This window comes from Bacteroides sp. 2_2_4 (assembly GCF_000157055.1).
Classification (GTDB): Bacteria; Bacteroidota; Bacteroidia; order Bacteroidales; family Bacteroidaceae; genus Bacteroides; species Bacteroides ovatus.
This window is the reverse complement of the sequence record NZ_EQ973364.1, coordinates 193,070-217,877: the sequence shown is the minus strand read 5'-3', so window position 1 is coordinate 217,877 and position 24,808 is coordinate 193,070. Positions and strand designations below refer to the sequence as shown.

Here is a 24,808-nt window from a genome sequence, read left to right as displayed (position 1 = left end):
TTCTCGGATTAACAAAGAAGTCCCGGCAACAACATTGAATCGTTGTGCCGGGACTTCCTGTTTTTATTTAAACCTATTACTCTGCTTTAGTGTGGTCTGCCACCTCCAAAGCCACCACGCGGGCCACGAGGTCCACCACCATCAAAACCGCCATGACGCATATTGCCGCGAGCTTCTTTATTTCCAAAAACATTCAGACGATAAGAGAAACGAAGCATGCAGTAGCTATTAATTCCGTTATATTCAGAAACAGAACGCATATCGGCTGTTAACGAACGGCTGATATTAGATTGCTGCCGCAGAATATCATATACTTCAAAACTGATGGTTGCGGCATTGCCTTTCAGGAAGTTTTGGGCAATCTGTGCATTCCAAATAAGTTCATTCTTATTCATACTGGCATCACGATAACCACGACGAGCGTTATTAGTGATATTGGTAGACAACGTCATACTCCAAGGTAAAGAGATATTAGTACTTGCACCATAACCAAATGTATAGGGTTCTTGATTGTTTTCCGGACGCAGTTGATTTCGCTCAAAGTTATAGTTGATTGAACCATTCAAGGTAAATTCAAACCAGTCGTTACGGAAAGTTCCATTCAGATTCTCTCCGAAAGTCAGTGTCGTACTAGTGTTCTTGTCATTTATTTTAGTATCGTCATTAAAAAGATAAGAAACTGCATTGGTATAATTAGCACGGGAGAAAGAATTTATGGTAAACCGCTTGTCTCTCAATGCTGTATTGAATCCAAACATTCCCATCGCATTCCAGTTTCCGTTGATATTCTCCGGTTTAACAGTCACTCCACCAGTACTCTGATTATAAGTAGTGGCATTAGTAATGCTATTTTGAGTCATATTCAAGTTTACATGAGCCATCATGCCACGCTGTTTATCTGCATTATAAGTATTATAAAACAAACGCATAGAATGAGAGAAAGAAGGTTTCAATCCCGGATTACCCTTACGGATATTCAACGGATTAGAGTCATCAGTTACATCAAGCAAATTTTCCATACTCGGCTGGCTTGCACGTCCCCGATAGGTAAAGCGCAACTGGCTGACTTTAGAAAATCTGTAACGAAAATCAACGTTAGGAGCAAAATTGAACACATTTCTTTTTACTACAGTATCTACTTCGGCTTTCTTATAATCCAATCTGGTGTTCTGCGGTTGCAAAGATACTCCAAAGTTCAATCTATATTTCTCTCGGATAATATTTAGTCCTGCATTAATATCATGGTTATAATATTTATATTGAGCATACTTACTCAAATCTCTATCTTTATTCTCTTCATATCCTACAGGCAGGCCATCACCAAAATTCCAAAACCAATCCTGTCCTTTATCGGCATCAGGAATCAAGCTGTATGTACTTCTGTCACTTTCACTATATTTATATTGAAATTTATAGCGGAACTGTAAGAAGGTAGCTCTCGCTATCGGTTCGCTATAGGTCAGTTCGGCAGTATAATCATAATTTTTGGTTGGAGAAGTAGTATATTGTTTACGCTCATCATCTTCTTTTTTTGCATTATCATCAAAATAACGCGTCAATGATTCACTAAACTGTTCGCTGTCATTATCTCCATAACTAAATGTACCACGGAAAGTGATGTTTCGTCCCTGATTATTCAATCTACGATTCACTTGCAAAGAAGCATTTGCAGAGAGATTCTGCCCTTCAGATTTTGATTCACTATTACTGGCGTTGACACGAATAGCTTCTAAAGGATCATCCGTACTTCCCCAGAAAATCTTATTCAAAAACTCATTAGGATTAGACACCAAATTAAATGGATCTCCATTAAAAGTTCCCGATTCGGAAATAGAATAACTATTAGACTTTCCATAAGAAACGTTCGGACGGAAAATGATATTTGTCAATGTGTCCGGTTTCCACTCCAACCGAAAGTCTGCATTAAAGTTCGTATTCTTATTGCGGCCTTTACTGTTCGAATTTGAATAAGAATTTCCATTTTGCAGGAAACGTTCCGAGTAGTTTGTAGATGTTGCATCCCGATCACTGAAATTATAACGGGCACTACCTCCCAGTTCCAATTTTTCAGTCTGGGTAGCAAAGTTAGCCCCTAACATCTTGGTAGCAGTCAAACCATTGCTGTTCCGGAAACGAGGTCCGCCACCTCCACCGGAGAATCCCTGATCGTTCACATTATTAGCAGAACCGATTAAAGAGAATTGGCTATTATCGACAAAACGATTCAACATCAAGTTGCTTCCGTAACGATCTTCTGTACCACCGGCAACACTTGCATTACCAAACCAACCTTGATTCATACCTTTCTTCACTTTCAGGTCAAGAACAGTTTCTTCTTCTCCGTCATCTATTCCGGTAACACGTGCCAAATCAGACTTTTTATCGTACGTCTTCAGTTTGTCGATCATGTTGACCGGTAAGTTCTTCAATCCGGTTTTCACATCACCGCCAAAGAACTCTTTACCATCCACCATAATCTTCTTTACTTCTTTACCATTGATTTTGACGTTACCGTCATCGTCTATTTCTGCTCCCGGAAGTTTCTTCACCAACTCTTCGAGCATCGCCCCTTCGGGAGTACGGTAAGCTGTTGAGTTATATTCCAGCGTATCTTCTTTCACGACCACCTGCGGAGCTTCGGCAGTAATCACCGCTTCCTTCAGCATGACAGCATCAGGGTCCAATGTAATGGTTCCCAATTTTTTATCAGTGGCGTTAGCAGATAATTGTACCGGTACGAGCTTGGTTCGGAATCCAATATAGGAAACTTTCAACACATATTTTCCGGCTTTTACTTTGGGGAGAGTAAACCATCCCTGGTTACTACTGGCTATACCGGCGGCATAAGCACTATCAGGTAATGATAGCAATTGAACTGTAGCCTGCGCTGCGGGCTCTTTAGTATCGGATTCCACCACACGTCCCGAAACGGTAATAACCTTATTCTGTGCAAAAATTGAGAAGGTGCATAGCAACATCAGCACCAACCCTGCTGAAAATCTTTTCATTTACCTTATTTACGATTATATTAGTAGCAATAACAATGTCTTTTTGACAAATCGAATCGCAAAAGGTTTAATTGAAAAGAAAATTATCTTTTAAAGAATCGATCAACAAGCGCTTTTTTCAGACCAAACTCCAGACAAAGCACATTAAAAACCAGAAAAGTAAGGAAAGAGGAAGTATCGACGTTTATCACATCTCCTTGCATAACACGCCACAACATACCACCAAAGACGAACAAGAATGTCAAAAAGATAGCATTACGAACAGCCGAATTCCGGATTTGCTCCGTTTCACGGCTTTCATTCTTACTCAATGCAAAGATTATCAACAAGCATCCTGCCATCATCAACAACTTTGTACATTCTTTATAAAACAGCAAATTAGTATCAGTTACTACTCCCTGCATCACCAAAATAAAAGGGATAAACAGAGCTACCAACAAGACAACATATCCTAAAGGACGACAATATACAGGTAATAATGCTTTCATGATTAAACGTTTTAATGAGACAAAAGTAAGTAAAAAAAGATATTTTATATACATTTGCAGAGTAAAAAAGCAAAAGAATCATGAGTAAACAAGAAGTTATTCTCTGCGAAAGCTTGGAAACGAGCCTCGGTCGTGCCATTGAGCTATGTCCGCATGACAAATTATTCGTCCTCACAGACGAGCATACCCAGCGTCTTTGTCTCCCCTCTCTAAAGGAATCGGGGCTGTTGAAAGATGCTGTAGAAATCTGTATCGGAGCAGAAGATGTGCATAAAACTCTGGAAACACTCGCTTCCGTCTGGATGGCATTAAGCACTCAAGGGGCTACCCGCCACTCTTTACTTATCAATCTTGGAGGAGGGATGGTGACAGATCTCGGAGGTTTTGCCGCAGCTACATTCAAACGGGGCATTTCCTATATCAATATACCAACCACCCTGCTCGCCATGGTGGACGCATCAGTGGGGGGTAAAACAGGAATCAACTTCAACGGACTGAAAAATGAAATCGGTGCTTTCGCTCCGGCAAACAGTGTATTGATTGAAACTGAATTCCTACGCACATTGGACACACACAATTTCTTCTCCGGATATGCTGAAATGTTGAAGCATGGTTTGATTAGCAATACGGCACATTGGGCAGAATTGCTCAATTTCGATTCCTCTAGTATTGATTATGCAGCTCTCAAACAATTGGTAGGCCAATCGGTACAAGTGAAAGAAGATATTGTAGAACAGGATCCCTTCGAACATGGAATCCGCAAAGCATTAAATCTGGGACACACCGTAGGACATGCGTTCGAAAGTATGGCACTGGCAGAAAACCGTCCTGTATTACATGGATATGCAGTAGCTTGGGGAATTGTGTGCGAACTGTATCTTTCTCATCTCAAAGTAGGTTTCCCGAAAGAGAAAATGCGGCAAACGATCCAGTTTATCAAGGATAATTATGGCATATTTACTTTCGACTGCAAAAAATATGACCAACTGTATGCATTTATGACGCATGATAAAAAGAATACTTCAGGCACTATCAATTTCACATTACTAAAAGATATTGGAGACATTTGCATCAATCAGACTGCCGATAAGGACACTATCTTCGAAATGCTCGACTTCTATCGCGAATGTATGGGAATTTAACCCATCCTACATCAGATATACCGCATAATAAAAGGGAATGAAATAGACTTCATTCCCTTTCTCTTCCCAATCCCTATAGATATTATTGCCTATTGTGAGGCAATTGTCCGCACTATTGTTCTAAGTTACTCATTCGATATTGTGAAAGCGACATTCCTGTATGCTTTCTAAAAAAACGTCCAAGCGACGATTGATTCGCAAAGTTCGTTTTAATCGCTATTTCCTGAATGTTCAGGCTGGTATTTTTCAGCAAAGCCTTGATTTCTAATATGATGTATTCAACAATCCAGTCTTTGGCAGACTTCCCGCTTGTCTCCTTAATTACCATAGTCAGGTATTTGGAAGTAATACACAGTTTATCCGCATAAAAAGCCACATCCTTATTCTCCTTAAAATGCTTCATGATAAGCCCAAAGAATTTATTAGCCAACTCTTCTTTACGGGTATCCCTGCGGGCAGTCATCAAGGTAGATTCCTTTTGATAAGCATTGAACAGTTCCAGATACAGATACCTCAACAAATGAATAATCAGCTCCCGCCTATATATATCTTGAGAGGTAACTTTATCTTTTATCATACCCAGATAATTATATATCCGGGGAATATCTCGTTCTGACTGCGGATACCAGTAATGAGTCCGCATGTAGAAAAAGAAATGCGGAGAAAATCTGGGCACACCACTTAACGCATCACTAAACAGTGAAGTAGATATAACCATCGTAACGGTCGAGAAATCTTCACTTGGCTCACTAAATGAGACAAATTGTCCGGGTAATAATATAATCAATTCCTCCGGTTGTATCCAATGTACATCTTCATGCACTGTAATTTTGGCCTTTCCACCTAAACAATATATAATCAAAGCTGATTGATTATTAGAAGGATAAGAAGTCAAAGGAAGATACTTCAGATTTTGATAAAATTTAAAATCGTCACCCAGGACGTATATCTCTAATGTCTCTCTATTTTTAATGTCTAACATTTAACACCTTTCTAAACTAAGTCTTTTTACAAATGTATAACTTCCTAATTTACCACGCACCAAAAATGGAAATATAGTATCATACTAAGGAAGTCAAACACCTTTTATTTGCATTAATTTATAAACAAACTATCTGATTGTTAGTTCATTTATCATTTTCCTATTTCGTTTTATTATAGACTGACCTGTTTTTTATAGTGTTTTTAGGACAGGAAAAGGATTAATGCTTTCAAATGAAAAATAAGCAGATTGTTTTCTAATTCAAGCAAAATTAAAGAAATGTACTTTTATATCACATAAGAGGCAATCAAAAAAACTACTAACTCATTGAAATAAAGATTTGTATGTTCACAAGAAAGACTAATAATCAGAATAATAGCTATAAATCGGCACAATTCATACTAGAAAAATCAACGGATTATTTGCTAATTAAAAATTAATCTGTACTTTTGCATCCGCAATTCGGGGTGTAGCTCAGCCCGGTTAGAGTACGCGTCTGGGGGGCGTGAAAAGAGTAAAAGATTTTCATTTTACAATCACATATAAAACAAGGAATTAGATAGTTATCTAGTTCCTTTATTTTTTAGCTCGATTACTCATTCATTACCTCTTTCGGGAAACTTAATCCAAACTAAAGCAAATTGCAGTGCAAAACACCTTTTGCGTTCTTCGTGTTTTTATCACAATAAATACCTTACCACAGACTCCCAATTTGGAAACCGTTCAGAACCGAACAATATAAGCTCACCTTTAAAATCGGCAGCACCATTCTTTTTCCTGTCATCTATTAAATAATCCCCTGCATTCAAGTTTTTGTGGTGCGACAAGATCAAACGTTTATAGCATACTTCACCCAAATAACGCTTCCCCCATTCTAACTTGTCAGACCATGCACTTGGGTTATCCCATGGAGCTGTTGATAAAATGTAAATGTCGTATTTGTCTTTTAAACGATTCATGGCATCTATTGCCCCTTCATTGGGTTGCATTTTTGCAAATATATTAGGGACTTCATCATAACACCCCGCATATCGGCTTTTTAAGTCCTCATCTAAGGCGTCTATGCCCGATTGGAAGTTTACCAATACATTATCCATATCTACATATAAAACTTTCTTATTTGAGCACCGTTCGAGGTACTCCAACGCTTCTTTATATGTTTCCAACTTCCAATGTGCCTTACCATTCAAACGGGTTACATCCATATTATCTTTTAGGTCTTGTATTTTAACCTTTGTAGCCAAACGATTAGTAGAGACACGTTCAATAAACGCTTTATAATCTTCACCCTCTTCTTTAGTCAGACATTTTAAAGCCTCCAGTAACCTGTCATCAACCCCTTCCGCTTTTAAATCCTCAAATGTTATGGAAGTATCTTCTACAACATCATGCAACAATGCTACTATCTTTTCATCCTCTGTTTGACAGTGTAAAGCAACTCTGACTGGATGCAATATATACGGACTGCCACCTTTGTCTAACTGTCCAATATGAGCCTTATAGGCAATCTCCAATGCTTTATTTTGATTCATAAGACAATTTAATCTACAGGTTGTCCATCACGTAACCATTCGTTCTTCAAACGGGTAATTTCCAAGTCTGCGTCATCAGCATCGTTTGGTACATCGTAGCCAAACTTCTTGCGTTCCTCTGGGGAAGCGGCTTGGTACATGCGCTTAAACTTCTTATCACCCTCGTAAATTACAAATTCGTAGGACTTTTCAATGTTGTTTTCTTCTTTCTTTGCCATATTGTAATTTCTATAGATTAATCTACGGGGTTACCGTCACGCAACCATTCATTCGCCAAACGGTTAATCTCCAATTCCTCTGCATCTGCATCGTTTAGTAAGTCAAAACCCATTGTTTTCCGCTTTTCCGGTGATGCGGCTTGGTACATCCGTTTAAACTCCTTGTCGCTTTCGCCAGGAATAAACGTGTAAGCCTTTTCAATGTTGTTGTCTTTCTTTGCCATAGTGTAATTTCTTTAGATTAATCTACTGGTTTACCATCACGCAACCATTCGTTCGCCATTTCCGTAATTATTATATCTTCCATATCAGCGTGATGTGGCACATCATATCCCATCTTTTCCTGTTCCTCGGGGGAAGCCGCTTGATATCTACGCTTGAACGCCTTGTCCCTTTCTGTAATTTCCAACGTGTAGGACTTTTCAATGTTGTTGTCATTCGTTGCCATAATAATATAATTGCATTGATTATACATAAACTTACTAAACTAAATACCCCCATTATCCTTCATATCTACACAGATGAAGCATCAACACAAACTAATTACGACAAATATAATTAAAAATATCCCATTTATATCGTTTTTTAAGATAATATTTGATATATTCGTCGGAAATAAAAGCTAAATATCAATATTTACTCTTAACACCGACAAATATGAAAACTACAGATTACAAACTGTACAGTTATAAAATGAAGCATGACAACCGTTTTGCTCCAAACCCTTTATTTGGAGTACTGACACTTGCAACATGTAAGCCTGCAATGCGTCGCAACACCAAAATAGGAAACTGGATTGCGGGATGGACTTCAAAACAACTAAAGGACAGTCCGACCGAAGTTGGAAAAGAAAAACTTGTCTATTTAGCAAAAGTGACACAAAAACTTTCTTTTGCTGAATACTGGGAAAAGTATGAACAAAAACGCCCTGCAAAAACAGAAGATACTAAAGTTATACAACGTTATGGAGACAACATATATAAACCAAACCCGACTAACCCTAAAGAATTTATACAGATAGAAAATAATTTCCATGGAAAAGACAAAATGGACAAGGATTTGAGAGGGGAATATGTTCTTATCTGTGAAGAATTTTATTATTTCAGTCGTTTGTCCCCGTTGGATATCCCTGTTGAGTTACGTCCCAACATTCCTAAAGTGCAAACAAGCTATGGAGTAATAACAAAGGATGCCGCAGAATTTATAAACTACGTCAAACAACATGTTGAACTATGCAAATACACTGACGCCAAATGAGAGTTATATTAAGTAGAAAGGGATTTGATTCCCAATATGGTGGAATGCCTAGTCCAATATTGCCGGACGGGACATTACTGTCATTGCCGATACCCTCAAAAACAGATATGGAAACAAAGTATAGAGATTTATACTATGGCAATAGTTCATATTACGATATCATCCATACTTTAAGCCCCAACAACAAAATAAAAGAAGAATATAACTGCCATTTAGACCCCGATATCAGAGGAGCAATAAAGGATAGACCAACAGGGTGGAAGCCTACATTCGGACAGGAAAAGACCGCATTACGACACCTGCAAAAACAGGGGGTGGGAATCGGAGACTTGTTTTTATTCTTTGGTTGGTTCAAACAAACGGAGTATATTGCCGGACAATTACGTTATAAAAAAGACGCTCTGGATTGGCATGTTATATACGGCTATCTTCAAATAGGAGAAATCATTGACACTCCTACCAATATCCCCGCATGGTTAAACGGACACCCACATGCAAAAATGGAAAGGTGGAACAGTCCAAATGTCATTTATACGGCTTCTTCCAAACTTTCATTTTTACCTCAACTACCCGGAGCCGGATGTTTGCAATTTTCAAACGGGCTTGTACTTACTAAGGAAAAATGCAGCAGGAGAGTATGGAATTTACCCGATTTTTTCCGGCAAATTCCAATAAGTTATAACGCAAATTCCTGGAAAGAGGACTGTTTTATTTCCGCAGCCAAAGGGCAAGAATTTGTTTTTGAAGCAAACGACAACGCTTTGGAATGGATAAAAGACATAGTCCAGTAATAAAAACATTTATACCCAACAACAATTATGGACAAGAATGCAGAAGAAGTAACTCGGGCAATAGCCATAAAGCTCCTAGGAGGAATAGAAGGATTTAAATTGACTAAGTTGGAAAACTACAAAGACTATATAGTCTATTTTGCTTTTCCAGATGGTGTGACAGGTGAAATAAATGTCGGACGTCCTATTTATGTACTGATTGATAAATTGGGCAAAGCCCGATACGCCACGTACGAAGAAAATCATGAAATATTGATGCGTTCGAATCCTGACGAAGAAGACGACGAGGACTGACAGAGCAATGCGTCACTAGACATTTAGAAGGAGGCTTCGATGAGGCTTCCTATGTCCTTTTTATCACTTTTGCTATTGAGACCTCACAATTAGCTTCAGCACAGACTCAAACACAAAAGTTCGTATTAAAGCGTTTTAGCCATTTTATTCCCTTACCGAGTAAATTATCCCTTTGAAGAATGAAAATGGCAATACGCTTCCAATAGAGATGTTATATATAAGATTTGACCTGAATAATAAATATAAAAAGCAGATTACAAACTAGGATGTCAACTTACATAGGTGGTAATTCTACTAGTCCTCTTTCCCATCCAGAAGTGTATTTCGTCCATTACACAAGCCGGGTAATTCTATATACTCCACGTCCTCGTCCTCGCCGTCTTCCAATTCAGGGTCATTACGATGCCAAATTTCATGCCTTTCTTCAGATGTGGCGTATCGGGCTTTACCCAATTCATCAATCAGAATAAAAATAGGAAGTCCGTTGTATGAATTTCCGCTAGCCAACTTATAAGCTGCAAAATAGACTACATAGTCTTTGTAGTTTTCCTCTTTAATTAATTTAAATTCTTCAGGATGCGTTAGGAACTTCGTGGCTATCGCCCGAGTTACCTCTTCTGTCATTTTACTCATATTGCATTGCGTAATTAGTGATAATATCTAATCTATTTAAAAGTGGATTGTAAATTGGGGCGTCCAGTCTACATTAGCAGGTCTAATATTAGCTTACTAATATCTTCGCTCATTTCCCCATCCCTCCTTGTGCAAAACTACCATCTTTTGACAATGCAAATATAACAAATCCATGGACAAAAGCAAAGATTTCTAGCCATTACAGAGCTACATTACTACAAGATATCTTCACATAGAGTAGATTCTTCCAAATCCATAAAACGAATTAAGAACGAACCCTATATAGTCCATCGATACCCCAACAACAACCTCATCACATACTTCAATCACAGAGGCTCGTTTTAAGGCAGTTTTAGCCATTTTATTCCCATACTGAGTAAATTATACCTTTTAAAGACAAAAGTGGCAACACGCTTCCAATAGAGGAGTTATATATAAGATTTGACCTGAACAATAAACAAAAGGGGGAAAGACAAACGTGCATAACGTTTGGATTTTAGTCTTTTGGTTAGTGTCAGGTCAAATCTTATCAGTTTATCAGTTTATTAGTCAATTAATTCACAAACAGCATCAAATATCTTCTCTTTCAGTTCTTCCGTCGATTCATCAAGTACATATCTCTCTTTCAGCAACTTCATAATCTCCCTCTTCATACGTCTAGCCCTCTTATCTCCTTTTTCACTACAATTATCTATCAATTTCATCAAATCCGTCCCATCCCGATACTGTTTTAAAATAGCCCACTTCCCAAGTCCTGCCATAGTCATATCAAAATTGAACTCCAAATTACCAATCTTCACTATATCGTTATAAATAAAAAACGATTTAGCTACCAACTCGCAATAAACGTCAATCGAGCCATTACATACTTCCCACACCTTTATATCACGCCCGAAATAATTTTTAAGACGATCTCTCCTATACCTATATTTCATATCGTAGGATATTCTTATTTAAAAGTTCTTCCGTTAAATGACAATCGTTATGCTTTTTGGCTTCCGCTATCTTATCATAGAAACATAGTTTACACCACCCTTGCTCATAATATAAACTTCCTCTTCGTATATTCCTATCAAACTTTGCTAAATTACCTAGGGAAGAAAAATAAGAACAAGGAGGATTAACTACTTCCACATCAGTAGCTATATCAATACGACCTATAACAGCTTGCTTTAATGGTAAACCAAATACTGCACTCAACTTATCAATAGCTAACCCCAGTTCTATATGTGATAGAGGCTTTAAATTAGTACCATAGTAGTATTTAGGGAAGCTACCCTCAATACGGACAAAGGTTGGTTCGATATAAACACAAAGATTTTTGTATTTACCAACGACACGAAACTCATTACTTTTTTTGAGGTCGATATTAATTTTAGCACCTATTTCAGACATTAGATTTATATACCCATCAACTATTGACGGAGTATATATTAGAGCAAGTGTATCGATCATTTTTTTAACTTATTTGGGTTATTATAGAAATTGGTAGAACGAGCCGCCAACCGTTCGTTCATTTCATTCACATACTCTTCATTAGTTTCCTGTCGGTGAGCCATCCGCCACTCATAAACCTCATCACGCTTAAAAGACAACTTACGTCCATTACCCTTGCTCCGGTAAAAGGGAATTTCATGGGCACTAGTAAGTTTATAAAGTTTATGTATGGACACTCCTAAAAATTCACTGCAAAGCATAACATCCAATACTTCCGGATAATCATTCAGCTTTTTAAGCACTCTTACGACGCTCTGTTTATCGATTATTGGTTTAACGGAAGCTACTTCAAGCCTGCCTATAATAACATCCTTAAACGACCTTATTTGAGCCAACATCATATTTTCCCAATCCGTCTTTAAGTATCGGACATCATTATTGTCCAACGCCTTCTCCATCGCATCATGATGATAGTCATTTATAAAACCCTTACTGGATATAGCAGCATATAAAGTTTCGGCTGTTAGCAGTCTCTTTCCCTCTTTCCGCCACAATTCCTCTTCAAAATACAATTCGTCCACTTCGTCCATACTACATTTGCCCTCTTCCCATTCTTTTATTTTATCCTCATAACGGGAAATTAAGGAAAGGCTTTTCCAGTTGACAATAGCCTCATCAACAGTTTCCAGCACCTGTTCCAGTTCTTTTTTATCACCATGTGTCAGACTTTCAAGATAAAACCCAAAATCCGTTTCACACCATTCATCCGCTTCCCCTCGGAGCAACTTGTTTATCAAGTCGCCCAGAGGCATAATACAATCATTTTTCATTGTTTTTTAATTATAATAAATTTACTGTTCTGTCTAATATGGTAGTATCAAAACTTGCGAGGTATGTAGCCGTTGTGTCAATATTGGCATGACCCATTACTTGGCTGATAACCTCACGTGGAACATTCTTTCCCTGTAACTGCATTGCCATTGTATGACGGGCAACATAAGTGGTCAGTTTTATTCCAATATTTAATTTTTCACCAAGTTTCTTCATGTTGTTATTAATCCTTTTGTATCTCGTACGTCTATGTTCGTACCATAATTCCTCTTCACCATAATCTTTGGTTATCAAAGGAAGAAGATAGTCCCCCATTAGAGGAGTGTTCGATTTAAACCAATCCAACAGTTCTTTTATAGGTTCATTTATCTTTATTATTATGGGCTTCATTTCTTTGGCATTCTGCGTTTTGTGCCTTTTGTATACAATATGTTCACCCGTCGCCAATACTTTAATATTAGCGGAAGTCAATTTCGCCATGTCCACCATACTCATTCCAAAACAATAGTAGGAAAACAGAAAGAGTCTGCGGGCACGCTCCAAAACAAAATCCTCCTGGGGTGATTCTTTGATAAGTTCCAGTTCTTGCGGAAGCAAATATCTTTTTTCCGTTACCTCTGACAGTTTACCCAGTTCAAAACCACCTTTCCCAAACGGATAGGTATCCAAAGAGCATTTCTTTTCCTTTATAGCCTTATTTAGTATCACACTTAAAGGTTTCAAATAAATCCTTCGGGTATTGCCACAACACCCCCGTTTTTCCAATGCCGCATTAAAAGCACTGACATACTTAAAGTCTATTTCTGCACATGTCCGTTCTTTAATTTTCTTATCATACTTTTCCAGCATCCTAAGAGTACCCTCAAACCTTTTGGCATTTCCTATATGATTGGTACTTTTCAGGAGCTCTATATGTTCAATTATAATATCATATAATTTATTTTCCCTATTTTTACAACAGAACGTTTCTTCAAATTGAATTAATGACCAATTTTGCTGTTTTTCCGCAAACATCAACAAAATTTTCCCCGCACGCTCCTCGCAGGAGTTCAGAAACAAATTATCCCTCTCATAATTGGGACATACACGCTTATCTTTCTTAAAACGGTCGGCATCGTCATTCCACTGCACCCCTTGCGCTGATAGCCCCAAACTGATATATTTCCGTTTTCCATCCTTAGAAATACGCAAACACACAGGGTAACTTCCGTCTCTCTTTTGGTTGCTCTTATAGAGCATAATTTTCATATTTTTCATATTCTATTTTTATTTAGTTATGTAGTATATACGCACATTGCAAAAGTGAACTCGTGCATTTTTGACGATTTTCGACGACTAAATTTACATTTTTCGCACCACCCCACAATGAAAAGTAATCATATTTCTTATATTAAGAAAGTTTAACTATTAATTACCAAGACATACAGCACTACTTCATCGATTACATAATCATTACTTATTCATTACACGTTTTATCCAAATTACTACAACCAAAAGCAAATTATAGAGGTAAATAAATACTAATAGAAATTATAAGGGTGGGGAAACACTCTCTCTTCCAGCCCCATTATCGGAATAATAAAGCACAAATAATCCTACACGCACTTCACTATAAATCAAACGATTAGTAAAACAATCCATTTAATAAGGAAACAAATTTCACACTATTTATTTGCTAATTAAAAATTAATCTGTACTTTTGCATCCGCAATTCGGGGTGTAGCTCAGCCCGGTTAGAGTACGCGTCTGGGGGGCGTGTGGTCGCTGGTTCGAATCCAGTCACCCCGACTGGTTAAAGAGGTTAGAAACCGAATGGGTTCTAACCTCTTTTTATTTTAGAAAACAATGAAAGAAGATCCTAGACATATCCATATCAGTGAATACAGTTATCCTCTTCCGGATGAACGTATTGCAAAATTCCCGTTGCCTACCCGCGACCAGTCCAAACTCTTAATATACCGTCGTGGAGAAGTCAGTGAAGATGTTTTCACTTCTTTGCCGGAATATCTGCCGCAAGGCAGCCTGATGATATTCAATAATACGAAAGTCATTCAGGCACGCCTCCATTTTCGAAAAGAGACGGGAGCACTGATCGAAGTGTTTTGTCTTGAACCGATTCAGCCAAACGATTATGTCTTGAATTTCCAACAGACAGTACATGCCGCCTGGCTTTGCATGATCGGCAATCTGAAGAAATGGAAAGACGGACAGTTGAAACGCGAAATGACCGTCAAAGGATTCCCTATTACTCTGACCGCTACCCGAGGAGAATGTAAAGGAACCAGCCATTGGGTAGATTTTGCATGGGATAATCCGGAAGTGACGTTTGCCGATATCCTTGAAGTATTCGGAGAACTTCCTATTCCTCCTTACTTAAACCGGGATACGGAAGAAAGTGACAAGGAGACTTATCAGACTGTTTATTCTAAGATTAAAGGTTCGGTAGCTGCGCCTACGGCGGGATTACATTTTACTCCACGAGTATTGGATGCTCTTCAAGAAAAAGGGATTGATCTTGAAGAATTAACTCTACATGTAGGAGCAGGCACATTCAAACCTGTAAAAAGTGAAGAAATCGAAGGTCACGAAATGCACACGGAATATATATCGGTCAACCGGAGCACCATCAAAAAACTGATTGACCACGACGGTTGTGCTATTGCAGTAGGGACTACTTCTGTACGGACTCTGGAAAGCCTGTATCACATTGGAGTCACATTGGCTGAAAATCCGTATGCTACGGAAGAAGAACTACGTGTCAAACAATGGCAGCCTTATGAAAAGTACGACCAGATTCCTCCCGTTGTTGCGTTGCAAAAGATATTAGGATATCTCGACAGGAATGGTTTGGAAACCCTTCACACCAGTACACAGATTATCATAGCACCGGGATACAATTATAAAATAGTGAAAGCGATGGTTACTAATTTCCATCAGCCGCAAAGTACCTTGCTGCTTTTGGTTTCAGCTTTTGTAAAAGGGAATTGGCGCACTATTTATGATTATGCACTGGCGCATGATTTCCGGTTCCTAAGTTATGGAGATTCTTCTTTATTAATACCATAAGATATTCTCCTCTCCAAAAGATTTTACGCAATATAAAAGACACTATGCCAAGCGATAATAACCAGGAAATGTTCCCTATCGTAGACGAACAGGGAAATATCACCGGAGCTGCCACTCGCGGAGAATGTCACAGCGGTAGCAAACTGCTTCATCCGGTAGTTCACCTTCACGTATTCAATGCCCAAGGAGACATCTACTTACAGAAACGCCCCGAATGGAAAGACATTCAACCGGGGAAATGGGATACGGCTGTAGGCGGACATATTGATTTGGGCGAAAGCGTAGAAATCGCCCTAAAGAGAGAAGTCCGTGAAGAATTAGGCATCACAGACTTCACTCCCGAGCTTCTCACCAGTTATATTTTTGAATCCAGCCGTGAAAAAGAGCTTGTTTTTGTCCACAAAACCGTTTATGAGGAAGAAATCCATCCCAGCGGCGAACTGGACGGTGGACGATTTTGGAAGATCGAAGAAATAAAAGAAAATCTGGGTAAAGGAATCTTCACTCCCAACTTCGAAGAAGAGCTGAAAAAAGTCTCTCTTATTCCTTCTCTATCCAAGTAATAATCTTTTCAGAGAACGGACTTTCTTTCGGAGACACAACTCCCGCCCAATGTCCGTTCTCATCAATCATAAACTTCTGAAAGTTCCACTGAACCGGTGCACTTTCTTTTCCATTCTGTTTTTTCTCCGTCAACCATTGGTAAAGAGGAGCCATATCTTTTCCTTTAACGGAAATCTTAGCCATCATCGGAAAAGTAACATTATAGTTCAAAGAACAGAACTTGGCTATTTCTTCATTACTACCCGGTTCTTGTCCCATAAAGTTATTCGCCGGAAAACCGATAACAACAAAGTCTTTTTCTTTATATTTCTCATATAGTTTTTCCAGTTGAGCATACTGGGGCGTCAGCCCACACTTAGATGCCACGTTGACTACCAGCACTTTCTTACCTTTCAGTGAAGAAAGAGGGAAGTCCTTACCATCAATAGTTTTCACTGTAAAATCATAAAAAGACTTGTTTTGCGCTTCCGAAGAAATTGCAAACAACAGGCTTACCATCATCAAGACGAATGTTTTCATGCTGAATATACATTTAGTTTGTTTTTATATTAAACGAGTAAACTGAAAGAAATGTTTGTTCAGCAGTGAAACAAGAACTATGATTTTACATCTTTCAATTCCCCAATCCGTCACTTCACCCCACAATCTTTCCGCTTCATTTATTCTTAGTGATAACGGATGAAGATAGGCCGTAATTTTGTACTGTGAAATAATAATACAACGAAAGTCATGTTTACAGCTATTGTACGTTTTTCAATCAAGAAGAAACTATTTGTAGGACTCACTACTCTCTTCCTGTTTATCGGAGGTATCTATGCGATGCTGACACTACCTATTGATGCCGTGCCCGACATTACCAATAATCAGGTACAAATAGTGACCGTATCCCCTACACTCGCACCACAAGAGGTGGAACAACTCATCACTATGCCTATCGAAATAGCGATGAGCAATATTATGAATGTCGAAGATATCCGTTCTGTCAGCCGCTTCGGGCTATCGGTCGTAACGGTCGTTTTTAAAGAAAGTGTCCCCACACTCGATGCACGGCAGTTGATAAATGAACAAATACAAAGCGTAACAAGCGAAATTCCCTCCGAACTCGGAACACCGGAGATGATGCCCATCACTACCGGTCTGGGAGAGATTTACCAGTATATATTGAAGGTAGCTCCCGGATATGAGAAGAAATATGACGCAATGGAACTCCGCACCATTCAAGATTGGATGGTGAAACGTCAGTTGTCCGGTATACCCGGTATAGTAGAAATCAATAGTTTCGGCGGTTACCTGAAACAATATGAAGTAGCCGTCGATCCGGACGCCCTGTTTTCTTTGAATATCACTATCGGCAAAGTGTTCGAAGCACTTAGCAGCAACAACCAAAATACCGGAGGAAGCTACATTGAGAAGATAAAGAATGCCTACTATATCCGGTCGGAAGGTATGATTACCCGCATCAAGGATATTGAACAGATTGTAGTGACCAACCGGAATGGGATTCCGGTACATATCAGTGATGTAGGAGTTGTCCGCTTCGGTTCTCCAAAGCGTTTCGGTGCCATGACCAAGGATGGTGAGGGCGAGTGTGTCGGCGGAATTGCCATGATGCTGAAAGGTGCCAACGCAAATGTAGTGACTCAAGAACTCGAAAAACGGGTAGAAAAAATACAGCAGCTATTACCCGAAGGAGTCAGTATAGAACCTTACTTGAACCGTTCGGAACTGGTAAACCGGAACATCTCTACGGTTGTCAACAACCTGATTGAAGGAGCGGTTATCGTCTTCCTTGTACTCATCCTCTTCCTCGGCAACCTCCGTGCCGGACTGATTGTCGCATCCGTCATCCCGCTGGCAATGCTTTTCGCTTTTATCATGATGCGTGTATTCAATGTCACCGCCAATCTAATGAGTCTCGGTGCCATTGACTTTGGTATTGTAGTAGATGGCTCTATCGTTATATTGGAAGGTATCCTCGCCCACATTTACGGAAAACAATTCCGAGGCCGCACACTGACCCGCAAAGAGATGGACAAAGAAGTGGAAAAAGGAGCTTCCGGCGTTGCACGTTCGGCCACTTTTGCAGTGTTGATTATCCTTATCGTCTTCTTCCCCATCCTTACATTGAACGGGATTGAAGGGAAATATTTCACTCCTATGGCTAAAACACTTGTGTTCTGCATTATCGGAGCCTTAATTCTTTCACTGACTTATGTTCCTATGATGGCCTCCCTCTTTCTGAAGCATACCATTGTTGTGAAACCCACCCTTGCCGACCGCTTCTTCGAGAAACTGAACAAGATCTACCAGCACACCCTGCGAGCCTGTCTTCATCACAAATGGCGTACCGTCATCGTAGCCTTCTCCGTGCTGATCGGTTCACTTTTTCTCTTTACCCGCCTGGGAGCAGAGTTCATTCCTACTTTGGACGAAGGAGATTTTGCCATGCAAATGACACTACCCGCAGGAAGTTCGCTGACCGAAAGTATCGAAGTTTCCCGCTTGGCAGAGAAAGCATTAATGGATAAATTCCCTGAAATCAAACACGTGGTAGCCAAAATAGGAACGGCGGAAGTTCCCACTGACCCGATGGCAGTGGAAGATGCTGATGTGATGATTATCATGAAACCATTCAAAGAGTGGACAAGTGCCGGAAGCCGTGCAGAAATGGTGGATAAAATGAAAGATGCACTTGCTCCGCTCTCCGAACGTGCCGAATTCAACTTCTCGCAACCGATACAGCTTCGCTTCAACGAGCTGATGACGGGAGCAAAAGCAGATATTGCCATCAAATTATATGGAGAAGACACGCACGAATTATATGAAAGAGCCAAAGAAGCAGCTACCTTTGTAGAAAAAGTGCCGGGAGCAGCGGATGTCATCGTTGAGCAAACGATGGGATTACCTCAATTGGTAGTAAAATACAACCGTGGCAAAATAGCCCGTTACGGTATCAACATACAAGAGCTTAACACCATTATCCGAACTGCCTATGCCGGAGAGTCAACAGGTGTAATCTTTGAAAACGAACGGAGATTCGATCTCGTGGTCCGGCTTGACCAGGAGAAAGTGGCCGACTTGAATCTTGATAAGTTGTTTGTACGCACTTCGGAAGGAATTCAAATCCCTGTTGGAGAGGTAGCAAGCATCGACCTTGTCAGTGGGCCACTGCAAATCAATCGGGATGCAACCAAACGGCGCATCGTCATCGGTGTCAATGTGCGTGACGCGGACATCCAGCAAGTTGTCGCCAATATTCAAGAGACACTGGACAAGAACATCAAACTGAAGCCGGGATATTACTTCGAATACGGCGGGCAGTTCGAAAACTTGCAAAATGCCATCAATACCTTACTGGTGGTCATCCCCGTGGCATTAATGCTCATTCTGCTGATTCTGTTCTTCGCATTCAAGGACATCACCTATACCTTGATGGTATTCTCAACCGTCCCCCTATCGCTCATCGGTGGTATCGCCGCACTTTGGCTACGCGGGCTCCCGTTTAGCATATCGGCCGGAGTAGGATTCATCGCCTTGTTCGGGGTAGCAGTATTGAATGGTATCCTGATGGTAAATCACTTCAACGAACTTCGTAAACAAAATACCTATTCCATGACTACAAACCAGATTATCAAAAGAGGGACTCCACACTTGCTCCGTCCTGTATTCCTGACAGGACTGGTTGCATCTTTGGGATTCGTCCCGATGGCAATAGCCACTTCAGCCGGCGCAGAAGTACAACGTCCGTTGGCAACAGTGGTCATCGGTGGCTTGATTATTTCTACCGTACTGACTTTGCTCATCATTCCGGTGTTTTACAAAATTGTAAATTCATTTGCTACCTGGAGACGTCCGGGAATCAAACTGCGCCGGCCTTTCAGAGGATTGTGTCTCCTGTTCTTGTTTCTTCCCGCGTTCGTTTCCGCTCAACAGACACAAACAGTCAGTCTCGAACAGGCGATAGAAATAGCCAAACAAAATCACCCTCGCCTGAAAATAGCCAATAATGCTATTCAACAAGCCAAAGCCACTCGCGGAGAAGTGATAGAAGCACCCCCTACCTCGTTCAGCTATTCCTGGGGGCAACTTAACGGAGAAAACAAAAAAGACAAGGAACTGGCTTTCGAGCAAAGCCTGGGCTCTCTTCTAACGCCATTCTACAAGAATGCGTTAGTCAACCGTCAGGTAAAAACGAACACCTATTATCGGCAGATGGTAGAGAAAGAAATCACAGCAGAAGTGAAAAGGGCGTGGGCCTACTACCAATATGCCACTAATCTCTGTTCAATGTATCGGGATCAGGATAAAATGGCAGAAGAACTGCAGCGCATCGGAGAATTACGATACCAACAAGGAGAGATTACCTTGCTCGAAAAAAATATGATGACCACCATAGCTGCCGATCTGCATAACCGCTGGTTCCAAGCAAAAGAAGAAGAGAAAATGGCATTGGCACGTTTCCAATGGAGTTGCTACTCCAACGATCCCATTGTTCCGATGGATTCCACTTTATCCTTATTCTATACCGGCATTTCGGATGGAAGCCTGTCGGGAGCACATACTGCCTACTTTCAAAGCCAGGCAGATGAAGCGAAAGCAATGCTTCGTGTAGAGCAGAGCCATTTCTTTCCTGAAATCAGTGTGGGGTATACACGTCAGGACATTCTCCCACTTAAGAATCTGAATGCCTGGATGATCGGGGTTTCTTTCCCCATCTACTTCCTGCCACAAAAGAGCAAAGTGAAGCAGGCACGGCTAACTGCCACTTCAGCGCAAATACAGGCAGATGCCAACATCCGGGAGTTAAGAAATAAAACACTCGAACTAGAAGCATCCCTCCGCAGATATAATGAGAGTTTACGATATTATACCTCATCGGCCTTGAAAGAAGCGGACGAACTGACAAAGGCAGCCAACCTGCAATTGCAGCAGAGCGAAACAGGCATTGCCGAATATATACAGTCGATTACCACCGCCAGAGAGATCCGCAGAGGCTATATTGAAACAGTCTACCAATACAATATTGCTGCACTGGAATATGAACTTTTCAAGTAGGTGGAAGATCGAGACATTGAATGACATACATCACCCAGAATAATTATTATAAAACATAAGATATGAAAAAGATAGTTTATCCCATCCTTTTACTAGTTCTAACGGCTTGCAAAGGAAACCAGCAAACTACAAATAACGAATCCGCCGCAATTCCCGTTACCGAAACGATAGCAGATACCATCGCACAACCCGAAGTGGATGCCATCACTTCAGCTACCTCAAAACCTAATCAGGTTTCGTTCAACGGACGAATCGTTCTTCCTCCTCAACGTCAGGCAACCATTGCTTTAACCATGGGAGGCATTGTAAAAAAAGCTTCTCTGCTTCCAGGGCAATGGGTGGCTGCAAACAGTGTAATCGCCACGTTAGAGAATCCGGAGTTCATCACCCTGCAACAAACTTATCTGGACAGCCACGCACAGACCGAATATCTCTTAGCTGAATACAAACGGCAAAAAAATCTGTCTGCCGAACAAGCAGCTTCTCAAAAGAAATTCCAGCAAAGTAAAGCGGACTTTCTCTCCATGAAGAGTCGCCAGGACGCCGCTGCTGCACAACTTTCTCTTTTAGGCGTTCAAACGGAGGCATTACTTAAGAACGGAATACAACCGCTACTGGAAGTCAAAGCCCCCATTAGTGGTTATGCCGCTAATGTAGCGATGAATATCGGCAAATATATCAATCCGGGAGAAGCACTTTGCGAACTTATCGATAAAAGCAGCCCGATGCTTTGCCTGACTACTTACGAGAAAGATCTTGCAGACATACAAGTCGGCAGCCCGGTACAGTTTCGTGTAAACGGAATGGGGACACAAACCTTTCACGGCATCGTGATTTCCATCGGACAAAAAGTAGACGAAACCAATCGTTCGCTCGAAGTGTATGCTTCCATCAAGGAGGAAAATGTACAATTCCGCCCCGGTATGTATGTCACGGCACACATTCAGAAACAATAATTGACCAACTGTGACAACAGCATTGACATTTTATAACCGGTAACTCATAATTTACCACTATCTTTGTTGTATGATAGCCCAAGCAATAAAAAAAGATAAATATATACTTTCCACAGTCATCATCTCCTTAGCGGTTGCTGTACTGATTCATTTTCCTGAATCAGTATCTCTTTTCGACCGTTTCGAAAGTCATTCCTTATTCCCAGGGATGAAGTTTATAGATGTGGCAAACGAAATACTTTTTACCTTTCTGTCGCTATTGTTACTTTTTGCCATCAATACCCGTTTGTTTCATTTCAATCAGGCTTCCATTAAAATTACAGGGACAAAGATTTTGCTTTCCTTTATCGTGACATGGATATTGAGTAACTTGTCAGGACAGTTTTTTGTTTTCCTTCACAGAACATTTGATATTCCGGCCATCGATGCCATGGTACATCATTATTTGCATCCATTGCGGGATTTTATTGTGGCATGTCTCGTCACCAGTAGTTGCTGTATCATTCATCTTATATTCAAGCAGCAACTGGTACTTATTGAGAACGAACAGCTTCAGGCAGAGAATCTCCGCAATCAGTATGAAGTACTGAAGAATCAGCTGAACCCACACATGCTGTTCAACTCGCTGAATACCCTGCGTTCACTGGTACGCGAAAATCAGGATAAAGCACAGGATTACATTCAGGAACTCTCCCGGGTACTAAGGTATACTTTGCAAAGTAATGAGTCACAATGTGTCAGTCTCCGGGAAGAAATGGAATTTGTTTCCGCTTATATATTTCTATTAAAGATGCGTTTTGAGAACAATCTACAATTCGACATACAGATAAGCAATGCCTACGAAGAATATCTCCTCCCTCCAATGGCGGTGCAAGTGTTGATTGAGAATGCAGTAAAGCACAACGAAATCAGCAACCGGAAGCCGTTGACCATTCATATCACGACGGACGATAACGGCAATTTGTCTATCAGCAACGACATTCAGCCCAAATGGACTGCAACTTCCGGAACCGGTATCGGACTTGCCAACCTTGCCAAGCGATACAGGCTCTTGTTTAAACGGGATATACAAATAACGGAGGACAGAGAGTTTACAGTTTGTATTCCTTTGATTGAAAAATCACAACTAGAACAATAATCACCATGAAGATTGTCATTATAGAAGACGAAAAAGCAGCAGTACGAAACCTGACTTCACTGCTTAATGAGATAAAACCGAATGGAGAAATCGTGACCATACTGGATAGTATCAGTTCCACTATCGAATGGTTCAGTTCTCATCCGATGCCGGAACTGGTATTCATGGATATTCATCTGGCAGATGGTTCCGCCTTCGAGATATTCAATCATATCAATATTACTTGTCCGATTATCTTTACAACTGCCTATGATGAATATGCGTTACGTGCATTCAAAGTAAACAGCATCGACTACTTATTAAAACCCATCGGTAAGGAAGACATAGAACACGCTTTCGATAAGCTCCAAGGTTTACAGGATGCTGCTGACAAACACCAGTTTCCTTTTCCACAACAGGAGAATGAGCTACTGAAACTAATACATTCACTCCAAAAGCAAGAAAACTATAAAAGTCATTTCCTTATTCCTACCAAAGGAGACAAACTATTGCCCGTTTCTGTAGATATGATACAATTGTTTTATATTAAGGACTGTCAGGTCAAAGTAGTCTTAACCGATGAAACCGAATACTGTTTTTCTCAAACATTAGATGAACTTACGGAGTGTCTCAATCCTTCTCTTTTCTTTCGAGCTAACCGCCAATATCTTATTTCGCGAGAAGCTATCAAAGATATTGACTTATGGTTCAACAGCCGACTGTCCATCAACTTGTATTATTCAGGAATCAAAGAAAAAATACTTGTCAGCAAAGCCCGAGTAGCAGAGTTTAAAGAGTGGTTCTCTAAGAGAAAACGTTGATTCCGAGACATTGCCTTCTTAGAACAAATAGCAAAACAAAGTGTTTCATGCCGTGAAACGATTGGTTTCAACGCTTGAAACAAAGAGTTTCAAGCCGCAAAACACTTTGTTTCAAGCCTATGAAACTGCAGTTTCCCGCCTTGAAACCAAAAGTATCCCCTGTTGAAACTTCTATTTACATACCAGCTTATGTTTATATGCAGGCATGTTCATTTCAAACGGTGATAGATGAAGATTAGGTGATAGATGGAGAACAACCTATCACCACCCTGAAAGTTCGATGAACAAGGTGTTTCAGAAGGATGGTGATAGATTGAAAGATGATTTCCATTTTTACGTATGGAAAGTTAGAATATGTGCCATCATTCAATGACAGCTGCAAAGCCACCATTTCTAACCATCTTTATAGTTAGCTGCTCCCCGGCTTTCACTTGGGCTGACTTGCAACGATAATCCATCGCCTGACGTCCTGCGTTGATACCATCCTCAAAAGATGTCATTTGATAAGAGCGATCTTTATTCAAGAAATCTAACTTTATGGTAAATTCACGTTCCTTTTCACCATTGTTAGTCATTCCTCCTATAAACCACTTATCGCCTTTCCGTTTTGCTACAA

At 40.2% G+C, this 24,808-nt stretch carries 24 protein-coding genes and 1 tRNA gene; 11 read left to right on the top strand and 14 right to left on the bottom strand.

Annotation, left to right across the window (positions count from 1 at the left end; all coding sequences use genetic code 11):
* Window positions 1-86: 86 nt before the first annotated feature.
* Complete coding sequence (locus tag BSCG_RS07345; protein ID WP_004305411.1) at window positions 87-3,008, bottom strand: TonB-dependent receptor; 2,922 nt, start codon at window positions 3,006-3,008, stop codon at window positions 87-89.
* A gap of 83 nt (window positions 3,009-3,091) precedes the next feature.
* The gene (locus BSCG_RS07350) at window positions 3,092-3,496 is read right to left on the bottom strand and encodes a hypothetical protein (protein ID WP_004305412.1); all 405 of its coding nucleotides are present in this window, start codon (window positions 3,494-3,496) and stop codon (window positions 3,092-3,094) included.
* An 80-nt stretch (window positions 3,497-3,576) separates the two neighbouring features.
* On the opposite strand from BSCG_RS07350, the gene aroB reads away from it, so the two are divergent.
* Window positions 3,577-4,638: a 3-dehydroquinate synthase gene (aroB, locus tag BSCG_RS07355; RefSeq protein ID WP_004301156.1), complete on the top strand. Its 1,062-nt coding sequence runs from the start codon at window positions 3,577-3,579 to the stop codon at window positions 4,636-4,638.
* A gap of 112 nt (window positions 4,639-4,750) precedes the next feature.
* Here the strand turns inward: aroB and BSCG_RS07360 are convergent, their stop codons facing one another.
* From BSCG_RS07360 to BSCG_RS07380, 5 genes are all read right to left on the bottom strand, one after another.
* The gene (locus BSCG_RS07360) at window positions 4,751-5,620 is read right to left on the bottom strand and encodes a helix-turn-helix domain-containing protein (RefSeq protein ID WP_004301155.1); all 870 of its coding nucleotides are present in this window, start codon (window positions 5,618-5,620) and stop codon (window positions 4,751-4,753) included.
* A 680-nt stretch (window positions 5,621-6,300) separates the two neighbouring features.
* Window positions 6,301-7,152 carry a 5' nucleotidase, NT5C type gene (locus tag BSCG_RS07365; protein ID WP_008776761.1) on the bottom strand — a complete coding sequence of 284 codons (852 nt, stop codon included), beginning with the start codon at window positions 7,150-7,152 and terminating at the stop codon, window positions 6,301-6,303.
* Window positions 7,153-7,160: 8 nt separating this feature from the next.
* Window positions 7,161-7,370, bottom strand: a complete 210-nt coding sequence (locus BSCG_RS07370; protein WP_008776760.1) for a hypothetical protein — start codon at window positions 7,368-7,370, stop codon at window positions 7,161-7,163.
* 17 nt (window positions 7,371-7,387) lie between these two features.
* Window positions 7,388-7,594: a hypothetical protein gene (locus BSCG_RS07375; RefSeq protein WP_008776759.1), complete on the bottom strand. Its 207-nt coding sequence runs from the start codon at window positions 7,592-7,594 to the stop codon at window positions 7,388-7,390.
* Window positions 7,595-7,611: 17 nt separating this feature from the next.
* Window positions 7,612-7,818 (bottom strand): hypothetical protein, encoded by a 207-nt coding sequence (locus tag BSCG_RS07380; RefSeq protein WP_032844404.1) that lies wholly within the window; start codon window positions 7,816-7,818, stop codon window positions 7,612-7,614.
* 209 nt (window positions 7,819-8,027) lie between these two features.
* Here BSCG_RS07380 and BSCG_RS07385 point away from each other — a divergent pair, with 209 nt between their 5' ends.
* Genes BSCG_RS07385 through BSCG_RS07395 form a run of 3 tightly spaced genes read left to right on the top strand, consistent with a single transcriptional unit; the run spans window position 8,028 to window position 9,712 of the window.
* Window positions 8,028-8,627 (top strand): hypothetical protein, encoded by a 600-nt coding sequence (locus BSCG_RS07385; protein WP_032844398.1) that lies wholly within the window; start codon window positions 8,028-8,030, stop codon window positions 8,625-8,627.
* Entirely contained in the window at window positions 8,624-9,418 is a 795-nt protein-coding gene (locus BSCG_RS07390; protein ID WP_008776756.1) for a hypothetical protein, read from the top strand. Before BSCG_RS07385 ends, BSCG_RS07390 begins: the two co-directional genes overlap by 4 nt.
* Window positions 9,419-9,445: 27 nt before the next feature.
* Window positions 9,446-9,712 (top strand): hypothetical protein, encoded by a 267-nt coding sequence (locus BSCG_RS07395; protein ID WP_008776755.1) that lies wholly within the window; start codon window positions 9,446-9,448, stop codon window positions 9,710-9,712.
* A 294-nt stretch (window positions 9,713-10,006) separates the two neighbouring features.
* Here BSCG_RS07395 and BSCG_RS0127660 read toward each other — a convergent pair whose 3' ends face one another.
* From BSCG_RS0127660 to BSCG_RS07410, 5 genes are all read right to left on the bottom strand, one after another.
* Window positions 10,007-10,345, bottom strand: coding sequence for a hypothetical protein (locus BSCG_RS0127660; protein ID WP_008776753.1), 339 nt, complete (start codon window positions 10,343-10,345; stop codon window positions 10,007-10,009).
* 545 nt (window positions 10,346-10,890) lie between these two features.
* Complete coding sequence (locus BSCG_RS28340; protein ID WP_050428051.1) at window positions 10,891-11,280, bottom strand: hypothetical protein; 390 nt, start codon at window positions 11,278-11,280, stop codon at window positions 10,891-10,893.
* Window positions 11,270-11,800, bottom strand: coding sequence for a phage/plasmid replication protein (locus tag BSCG_RS28335; protein ID WP_008776752.1), 531 nt, complete (start codon window positions 11,798-11,800; stop codon window positions 11,270-11,272). Before BSCG_RS28335 ends, BSCG_RS28340 begins: the two co-directional genes overlap by 11 nt.
* Complete coding sequence (locus tag BSCG_RS07405) at window positions 11,797-12,612, bottom strand: helix-turn-helix domain-containing protein (RefSeq protein WP_032849649.1); 816 nt, start codon at window positions 12,610-12,612, stop codon at window positions 11,797-11,799. Before BSCG_RS07405 ends, BSCG_RS28335 begins: the two co-directional genes overlap by 4 nt.
* 10 nt (window positions 12,613-12,622) lie before the next feature.
* On the bottom strand, window positions 12,623-13,870 hold the full coding sequence (locus BSCG_RS07410) for a site-specific integrase (protein ID WP_008776750.1): 1,248 nt from the start codon (window positions 13,868-13,870) through the stop codon (window positions 12,623-12,625).
* Between the two features lie 456 nt (window positions 13,871-14,326).
* Between BSCG_RS07410 and BSCG_RS07415 the strand changes: the two genes are divergently transcribed.
* From BSCG_RS07415 to BSCG_RS07425, 3 genes are all read left to right on the top strand, one after another.
* Window positions 14,327-14,401: transfer RNA gene (locus BSCG_RS07415), tRNA-Pro, on the top strand.
* Between the two features lie 57 nt (window positions 14,402-14,458).
* The gene (locus BSCG_RS07420) at window positions 14,459-15,679 is read left to right on the top strand and encodes an S-adenosylmethionine:tRNA ribosyltransferase-isomerase (protein ID WP_008776749.1); all 1,221 of its coding nucleotides are present in this window, start codon (window positions 14,459-14,461) and stop codon (window positions 15,677-15,679) included.
* 44 nt (window positions 15,680-15,723) lie between these two features.
* Window positions 15,724-16,242, top strand: coding sequence for an NUDIX hydrolase (locus BSCG_RS07425; RefSeq protein ID WP_008776748.1), 519 nt, complete (start codon window positions 15,724-15,726; stop codon window positions 16,240-16,242).
* On the opposite strand, the gene BSCG_RS07430 is transcribed toward BSCG_RS07425, so the two are convergent.
* Window positions 16,220-16,762: a glutathione peroxidase gene (locus BSCG_RS07430; protein WP_008776747.1), complete on the bottom strand. Its 543-nt coding sequence runs from the start codon at window positions 16,760-16,762 to the stop codon at window positions 16,220-16,222. The two genes, BSCG_RS07425 and BSCG_RS07430, sit on opposite strands and share 23 nt — an antisense overlap.
* 210 nt (window positions 16,763-16,972) lie before the next feature.
* On the opposite strand from BSCG_RS07430, the gene BSCG_RS07435 reads away from it, so the two are divergent.
* The 4 genes from BSCG_RS07435 to BSCG_RS07450 all read left to right on the top strand — a co-directional run bounded on the left by BSCG_RS07435 (window position 16,973) and on the right by BSCG_RS07450 (window position 24,192).
* A complete protein-coding gene (locus BSCG_RS07435) occupies window positions 16,973-21,298 on the top strand; it encodes a CusA/CzcA family heavy metal efflux RND transporter (protein WP_008776746.1) in 4,326 nt (1,441 codons plus the stop codon).
* A gap of 62 nt (window positions 21,299-21,360) precedes the next feature.
* The gene (locus tag BSCG_RS07440; protein WP_008776745.1) at window positions 21,361-22,254 is read left to right on the top strand and encodes an efflux RND transporter periplasmic adaptor subunit; all 894 of its coding nucleotides are present in this window, start codon (window positions 21,361-21,363) and stop codon (window positions 22,252-22,254) included.
* Between the two features lie 70 nt (window positions 22,255-22,324).
* Window positions 22,325-23,392: a sensor histidine kinase gene (locus BSCG_RS07445; RefSeq protein ID WP_008776744.1), complete on the top strand. Its 1,068-nt coding sequence runs from the start codon at window positions 22,325-22,327 to the stop codon at window positions 23,390-23,392.
* A 5-nt stretch (window positions 23,393-23,397) separates the two neighbouring features.
* A complete protein-coding gene (locus BSCG_RS07450; RefSeq protein ID WP_004311025.1) occupies window positions 23,398-24,192 on the top strand; it encodes a LytR/AlgR family response regulator transcription factor in 795 nt (264 codons plus the stop codon).
* A 362-nt stretch (window positions 24,193-24,554) separates the two neighbouring features.
* Here the strand turns inward: BSCG_RS07450 and BSCG_RS07455 are convergent.
* Window positions 24,555-24,808 (bottom strand): glycoside hydrolase family 97 C-terminal domain-containing protein (locus tag BSCG_RS07455; protein ID WP_175285329.1); only part of this gene is annotated, 254 nt, incomplete at its 5' end.

Excerpts from the sequence above, each read along its gene's own strand:
- BSCG_RS07345 (WP_004305411.1), bottom strand. The coding sequence starts at position 3,008 with ATGAAAAGATTTTCAGCAGGGTTGGTGCTGATGTTGCTATGCACCTTC.
- BSCG_RS07350 (WP_004305412.1), bottom strand. The coding sequence starts at position 3,496 with ATGAAAGCATTATTACCTGTATATTGTCGTCCTTTAGGATATGTTGTC.
- aroB (WP_004301156.1), top strand. The coding sequence starts at position 3,577 with ATGAGTAAACAAGAAGTTATTCTCTGCGAAAGCTTGGAAACGAGCCTC.
- BSCG_RS07360 (WP_004301155.1), bottom strand. The coding sequence starts at position 5,620 with ATGTTAGACATTAAAAATAGAGAGACATTAGAGATATACGTCCTGGGT.
- BSCG_RS07365 (WP_008776761.1), bottom strand. The coding sequence starts at position 7,152 with ATGAATCAAAATAAAGCATTGGAGATTGCCTATAAGGCTCATATTGGA.
- BSCG_RS07370 (WP_008776760.1), bottom strand. The coding sequence starts at position 7,370 with ATGGCAAAGAAAGAAGAAAACAACATTGAAAAGTCCTACGAATTTGTA.
- BSCG_RS07375 (WP_008776759.1), bottom strand. The coding sequence starts at position 7,594 with ATGGCAAAGAAAGACAACAACATTGAAAAGGCTTACACGTTTATTCCT.
- BSCG_RS07380 (WP_032844404.1), bottom strand. The coding sequence starts at position 7,818 with ATGGCAACGAATGACAACAACATTGAAAAGTCCTACACGTTGGAAATT.
- BSCG_RS07385 (WP_032844398.1), top strand. The coding sequence starts at position 8,028 with ATGAAAACTACAGATTACAAACTGTACAGTTATAAAATGAAGCATGAC.
- BSCG_RS07390 (WP_008776756.1), top strand. The coding sequence starts at position 8,624 with ATGAGAGTTATATTAAGTAGAAAGGGATTTGATTCCCAATATGGTGGA.
- BSCG_RS07395 (WP_008776755.1), top strand. The coding sequence starts at position 9,446 with ATGGACAAGAATGCAGAAGAAGTAACTCGGGCAATAGCCATAAAGCTC.
- BSCG_RS0127660 (WP_008776753.1), bottom strand. The coding sequence starts at position 10,345 with ATGAGTAAAATGACAGAAGAGGTAACTCGGGCGATAGCCACGAAGTTC.
- BSCG_RS28340 (WP_050428051.1), bottom strand. The coding sequence starts at position 11,280 with ATGAAATATAGGTATAGGAGAGATCGTCTTAAAAATTATTTCGGGCGT.
- BSCG_RS28335 (WP_008776752.1), bottom strand. The coding sequence starts at position 11,800 with ATGATCGATACACTTGCTCTAATATATACTCCGTCAATAGTTGATGGG.
- BSCG_RS07405 (WP_032849649.1), bottom strand. The coding sequence starts at position 12,612 with ATGAAAAATGATTGTATTATGCCTCTGGGCGACTTGATAAACAAGTTG.
- BSCG_RS07410 (WP_008776750.1), bottom strand. The coding sequence starts at position 13,870 with ATGAAAAATATGAAAATTATGCTCTATAAGAGCAACCAAAAGAGAGAC.
- BSCG_RS07420 (WP_008776749.1), top strand. The coding sequence starts at position 14,459 with ATGAAAGAAGATCCTAGACATATCCATATCAGTGAATACAGTTATCCT.
- BSCG_RS07425 (WP_008776748.1), top strand. The coding sequence starts at position 15,724 with ATGCCAAGCGATAATAACCAGGAAATGTTCCCTATCGTAGACGAACAG.
- BSCG_RS07430 (WP_008776747.1), bottom strand. The coding sequence starts at position 16,762 with ATGAAAACATTCGTCTTGATGATGGTAAGCCTGTTGTTTGCAATTTCT.
- BSCG_RS07435 (WP_008776746.1), top strand. The coding sequence starts at position 16,973 with ATGTTTACAGCTATTGTACGTTTTTCAATCAAGAAGAAACTATTTGTA.
- BSCG_RS07440 (WP_008776745.1), top strand. The coding sequence starts at position 21,361 with ATGAAAAAGATAGTTTATCCCATCCTTTTACTAGTTCTAACGGCTTGC.
- BSCG_RS07445 (WP_008776744.1), top strand. The coding sequence starts at position 22,325 with ATGATAGCCCAAGCAATAAAAAAAGATAAATATATACTTTCCACAGTC.
- BSCG_RS07450 (WP_004311025.1), top strand. The coding sequence starts at position 23,398 with ATGAAGATTGTCATTATAGAAGACGAAAAAGCAGCAGTACGAAACCTG.